Source organism: Candidatus Binatia bacterium, from assembly GCA_023150935.1.
Classification (GTDB): domain Bacteria; phylum Desulfobacterota; class Binatia; order HRBIN30; family HRBIN30; genus JAKLJW01.
In genome coordinates, this window is sequence record JAKLJW010000081.1 from 1 (window position 1) to 4,990 (window position 4,990).

At 65.7% G+C, this 4,990-nt stretch carries 5 protein-coding genes; 1 reads left to right on the top strand and 4 read right to left on the bottom strand.

What is annotated here, in order from left to right:
* Nucleotides 1-151: 151 nt before the first annotated feature.
* Entirely contained in the window at nt 152-1,903 is a 1,752-nt protein-coding gene (locus L6Q96_22795; GenBank protein MCK6557379.1) for a hypothetical protein, read from the bottom strand.
* A gap of 25 nt (nt 1,904-1,928) precedes the next feature.
* Nucleotides 1,929-2,690 carry an ABC transporter ATP-binding protein gene (locus L6Q96_22800; protein MCK6557380.1) on the bottom strand — a complete coding sequence of 254 codons (762 nt, stop codon included), beginning with the start codon at nt 2,688-2,690 and terminating at the stop codon, nt 1,929-1,931.
* 329 nt (nt 2,691-3,019) lie between these two features.
* On the opposite strand from L6Q96_22800, the gene L6Q96_22805 reads away from it, so the two are divergent.
* The gene (locus L6Q96_22805) at nt 3,020-3,811 is read left to right on the top strand and encodes a hypothetical protein (protein MCK6557381.1); all 792 of its coding nucleotides are present in this window, start codon (nt 3,020-3,022) and stop codon (nt 3,809-3,811) included.
* A 220-nt stretch (nt 3,812-4,031) separates the two neighbouring features.
* Here L6Q96_22805 and L6Q96_22810 read toward each other — a convergent pair whose 3' ends face one another.
* Together L6Q96_22810 and L6Q96_22815 are read right to left on the bottom strand one after the other, a co-directional pair.
* Nucleotides 4,032-4,790, bottom strand: a complete 759-nt coding sequence (locus L6Q96_22810) for an ABC transporter ATP-binding protein (GenBank protein MCK6557382.1) — start codon at nt 4,788-4,790, stop codon at nt 4,032-4,034.
* The coding region (locus L6Q96_22815; GenBank protein MCK6557383.1) for a hypothetical protein at nt 4,787-4,990 on the bottom strand (204 nt) is incomplete at its 5' end. The genes L6Q96_22810 and L6Q96_22815, both read right to left, overlap by 4 nt.

Sequence of the window (4,990 nt, forward strand, 5' to 3'; positions counted from 1 at the left end):
CGCGCCCCTCGATACGGACCCTGAACAAACGGGTCCTACTCGGGGCGAACGGGCTGGTTGTTCGCTTTGGGTCGCGGGCGGCAGCCCGCGCTGTTCTGCGATCCTGGTTTACTATTCTGCAAGAAGCCACCAGCGGGCCCATGGGTACAGGTTACGGCTCCAGCATCTCCAATTGCCGCAATCCGTAGCGCACCGAGCCGACGAACACCGCCACCACCAGCGCGGCAGCCAGGCCCAGCGACCCCACGATACTCGCCCATTCCCACCCCGCCAACGGCTCCTCGCGCAGTCGGCCCATGAACACGGCGTACACAGGCCACGCCTCCAGCACGACGACCAGCCCGATGAACGACATGCACAGAATCATGTACGTCAGCCCGCCAACCCCAGCCGCCACCTTCGCCGCATTGTCGGCGTCGAACTTCGGGTACGCTGCCCCCACCGCCAGTCCGAGCGCGACAATGCCGAACGTCATCCCCGCCAGCGTCACCGTCGACAACCACACCATCAACGGTATCACCCGCAAGTAGTAGTTGGTCGCCGCCACCAGCACCTCCCCGAGCACCAGCAACGGCACCAGCGCCACCCAGAACTTGCTCCACCACAACCGCCGCAACGGCAACGGCGCGCTGCGCGCAATCCAGAACGACCGCCCCTCCAGGCTGATCGACGGCAACACGAACCGCACCGCCACCGCGGCAATCACAAACGCCGCCAGGGCAAGATTCAGAAAGGCGATAACGTTCTTGAAGTAAAAGGTCACCACCGCCCCGCTCGGCAACGGCAGGACGCTGAAGTTGTAAACGTACACGACCACCAGCGCGAGCAAGAGAATGAGCTGCGACCACTGACCGGTGTCGCGAAAGAAGGTCTTGACCTCCTTGACGACCAGCAACCTCGTCTGCGCCGCGAACGGCAGCGTCAGCAGACCCAATGCCCGTTCCCACCCGGCACGCCGCGTGAAACCGACCCGCCGCCCCTCCTGAGCCTTGCTCAGACCGGGCAGAAACAGACGGCGCAGCGCCGCCTCGCACAGCACGACGAACGCCGCCGCCGTACTCGCCAGGAGAAGGAAATGAAACCCCGGGCTACCCTCCCGCCCGGTCAACACCGGGTGCAGGATCTCCGCCACCCAGGTGCTGGGCAACAACGGCGACGACGGCGTTTGCATCGCCGCCAGGAACTGTACGAAATCCGCGAACGCCTCCGGATTCACCAACCGCTCGGGCTGCAGCATCCGCAACAGCAGGTAGACGACCGCAATTGCCACCACCGACAACAGTACCAGCACATCCCGTGTCCGCCGCGCCGGGAAGACGTTGACGAGCACCGCCGTGCACGTCACCCCCACGGCCGCCGGTATGATCAGAAAGGGCGGCAGCACGGCAGCCGCCAGCAGATAGAACGCCGGCCCCGCACCGTGCGCAATGCCGTAGGCGAGAAATGCCGGCACCGCGAACATCACCACCATCCACGACGACTCGATGATCGTGTCGCCGAAGCGCCCGGCAAACAACAACGCTCCCGACACCGGCGCCGCCACCAGCCGCTCCAGATCTCGCGACAGGAAGAAAGTCGATAGCGCGGTCACGATGTTCGAAAACAGCAGAATCGAAAAAAAGGTCAGTAACACCATCCCGAGGAGTCTATAGGTAAGGATCGGACCGAACTCCGGAACGCTCAGGAAGTACCGCAGCGCGCGGTAGAAGAAGACAAACACGCCCACCCAGAACGCCGCCCCCAGCATTCCGAGCAAACCGACCAGCAGCCGCCCACGCCGGTCCAGCCGCCGCAGCCGATTGCGCGCCGCACGAAACCGCGGCGACAGCAGCAGCCCAAACTTACCGGCGGCACCGGCGGCCAGGACCGCTGCGCGCTGCGCGCTCCCCGTTTCCTGCTCCATAAAGCCTGCCGCGCCCGCACCTTCCTCAGGCGTTCAGCGCGGCAAGGCGGTCGGCAACGTCCTCGCCGCCCGTCAACCGCAGGAATATCGCCTCCAATCGTGCGTCGGCGTGGCTGCCGGCGAGCCGGCGCAACTCTTCGACGGTACCCACGGCTATCAGGCGGCCCTGGTTGACGATGCCGATCCGGTCGCAGGTTTCCTCCGCGACCCCGAGGCTGTGCGTCGACATGAACACCGTGACACCCTCGCGCGCCAGCTCGGCAAACGTGCGCTGCAGCAACCGCGCCCCTCGCGGATCGAGTCCGACCATCGGCTCGTCGACAATCAGCAACCGCGGCGCGTGCACCAGCGCCGCCGCCATCACCAGCCGTTGCTTCATTCCGTGCGAGTAGCTCTCGACCAGCTCGTCGGCCCACCCGAGCAGGTCGAACATCTCCAGCAACTCCCCGCGCCGGCTCGCGATCGACGCCGCCTCGACGCCGTAAAGCCCGGCGACGAAGTCCAGAAACTCGGCTCCCGTCAGCTTTTCGTAGACGTGCGGCCGATCGGGCACGAAGCCGCAGAGCTGCTTCGCCGCCACGGGATCGACCGCAAGATCGTAGCCGCCCAGCCGCACGGCACCGCGGGTCGGCCGCAGCAGACCCATCATCATGCGAATCGTCGTCGTCTTCCCGGCGCCGTTCGGCCCGAGGAACCCGAACACCTCCCCCGGCGCCACCGTCAGGTTAAGATCGTCGACCGCCACCGTTCGGCCGTAACACTTCGTCAGTCCCACGAGCTCGATCATGCACTTGAATCCTGTCGCGCGTTCCGGGCCGTTGCAAGTAACACCGGCCTCAACCTCCCCAAACGAAACCTGTACATACCGACAACAAACGCGACGTTCGTTTCACAGATGAACGCCGATACAGCCGAAGGGATCAGTCTACCGGAGTCGCACGCCGCATGGCACCTGCGACGTGTCAACTCGGCGGCGCCAGGAGCGTCACGATGGTGCACCGTCCGACCGCAAGCTCGCCATACCGGGCGACCGGGCGGCACCGCGCCTTCGGCATGATACCTGCTGCGGAGACTGACCGGGAGCGTCCCCGCAGTGCATAGGGATGACCGTAACGTATGCCGTGGCCGCACGATCCGTACTCTTTGCCCCTGTTAGCGACCGCGGCAATCTCGGCCACCGTAGGTGTGTTCGTCTGGCAACGGCGGCCGGCCAACGGCGCCGGCACGCTGGCCGTGCTGATGGCCGCCGTGACGACCTGGTCGCTGGCGTATGCGATGGAAATCGCCAGCCCCACGCTCGCGGGAAAGCTGTTCTGGGCGAGATGGCAGTATCCGGGCATCGTCGTCATTCCGGTGGCGTGGTTGGCCTTTGCCGTTCAGTTCGCCGGCCACGGGGCCTGGTTGTCCTGGCCGGTGCTGGCCGTGCTGCTGATCGAACCCGTGGCCATGCTCGTGGCGGTTTACGCGGGCGACGTACCCGGCCCGATCTACCGCGCCGCCAGGCTGGTCGAGGCCGCAGGCTTCAGCGTGCTCCAGAGCAGCAAAGGGCCGGCTTTCTGGGCCAACGCGATTTTCGCCTACGTACTGCTGTTCCTCGGCACGGCGGCGTTTGTACCCATGCTGCTCAAGGCCCGCAGCATCTACCGCGGCCAGGCCGTCGTCCTGACAATCGCCGCGGCAATGCCGTGGATTGCGAACTTCCTGCACCTCAGCGGGGTCAGCCCGACCATCGACCCGACGCCGTTCGCGTTCACCATCACCGGCGGCGCGATGGCGTGGGCCATCGTCCATTTCCAGCTCCTCGATCTGGCGCCGGTGGCTCGCGACACGGTCATCGAAGGCATGCAAGACGGCATACTCGTCCTCGACGCGCGCCAGCGCATCGTCGACGCCAATCCCGCCGCGTGAGTTCTCCGGGCGAACCGACGAACCGCAATGAAATCGGTCCCGACACCGTCCGGGCTGAGGAAGTCTCAGCGCAGCCGAGACCGTCTCGAAGCCCACGCGAGAGTGTTTCAGCGCGAGCGATGCACGCACCCGCACTGGCCGGACCTCCATCATCGGCATCGCCATTCCTTAGTGAGCGCTGCTTTCTCGGCAGCGACCTCGTCCGCTGCGGCGCACGTGCTCAGGCGAGCGCACCAGCCCAGCCGCTCAGACGCTGCCGGAAGCTACCGAGAATCTCCGACGACGACTCGCGTACGAGATCGACCAGTTTGCCTCGCTCGGTTGCGCGGCCACCATCGAGCAACACCCCCATCGTGCAGAGCTCGGTCGCTTCGAAGGGGTCGTGGGTGACGAGCACGATGGTGAACGTGTGCTCACCGGCAAGCGCCGCAATCTCGGGCAAGAGCTTCGCCTTGATCACCGGGTCCAAGCCGGCAAACGGTTCATCGAGAAACAGAAACGCCGGCCGAACGGCGAGGGACCTGGCCAGGGCGATGCGCTGTTGCTGCCCGCCCGAGAGTGTGCCGGGCTTGCGGTCTGCGAGATCGGGAATTCCACAAAGCGCCAGGGCGTCGGTGGCGCGGGCCGCGCGCTCCGCCTTCGAACACTCCGTGCCTCCCAGTCCGAGCAGGACGTTCTCCAACACGGATAGGTTTGACCACAGCGCCAGGTCCTGAAACACCATGGCGATGCCCCGCCGGTGCGGCGGCAGAACAATGCGCTGGGTATCGGAGACCACCTCTCCATCCAGGAGGACCTGGCCGCTCGAGGGGGCATCGAGGCCCGCGACCATTCGCAGTAGCGTCGACTTACCGCACCCTGATGAACCGACAATGGCAGTGTGGTCCCCCGGCTCGACTCGCAGCGAGACGTCGTCCAACGCGAGCCGTGCATTGTAGTGCTTCGAAAGCCCTCGCAGCTCGAGATCCGCGCGTTTCATGCTTCAGTTGCTCCGCTCAACACCCAAAGACACCCCAGCACCGCGGCAGCGCCGGCTATGTAGACGAGGCAGAGCGCCGACACCAGCATCTCCGGTGCGTTTGCCATGACCGTGAAGATCGTCAGCGGCAGGGAGGACTCGCCGGGCGGATGCACGAGCAAGACCGTTGCGATGTCGGCGGATGCAAGCAGGGCGACGAG

Bases quoted from the DNA above. Each gene is read 5' to 3' on its own strand.
- L6Q96_22795 (MCK6557379.1), bottom strand. From the start codon at position 1,903: ATGGAGCAGGAAACGGGGAGCGCGCAGCGCGCAGCGGTCCTGGCCGCC.
- L6Q96_22800 (MCK6557380.1), bottom strand. From the start codon at position 2,690: ATGATCGAGCTCGTGGGACTGACGAAGTGTTACGGCCGAACGGTGGCG.
- L6Q96_22805 (MCK6557381.1), top strand. From the start codon at position 3,020: ATGCCGTGGCCGCACGATCCGTACTCTTTGCCCCTGTTAGCGACCGCG.
- L6Q96_22810 (MCK6557382.1), bottom strand. From the start codon at position 4,790: ATGAAACGCGCGGATCTCGAGCTGCGAGGGCTTTCGAAGCACTACAAT.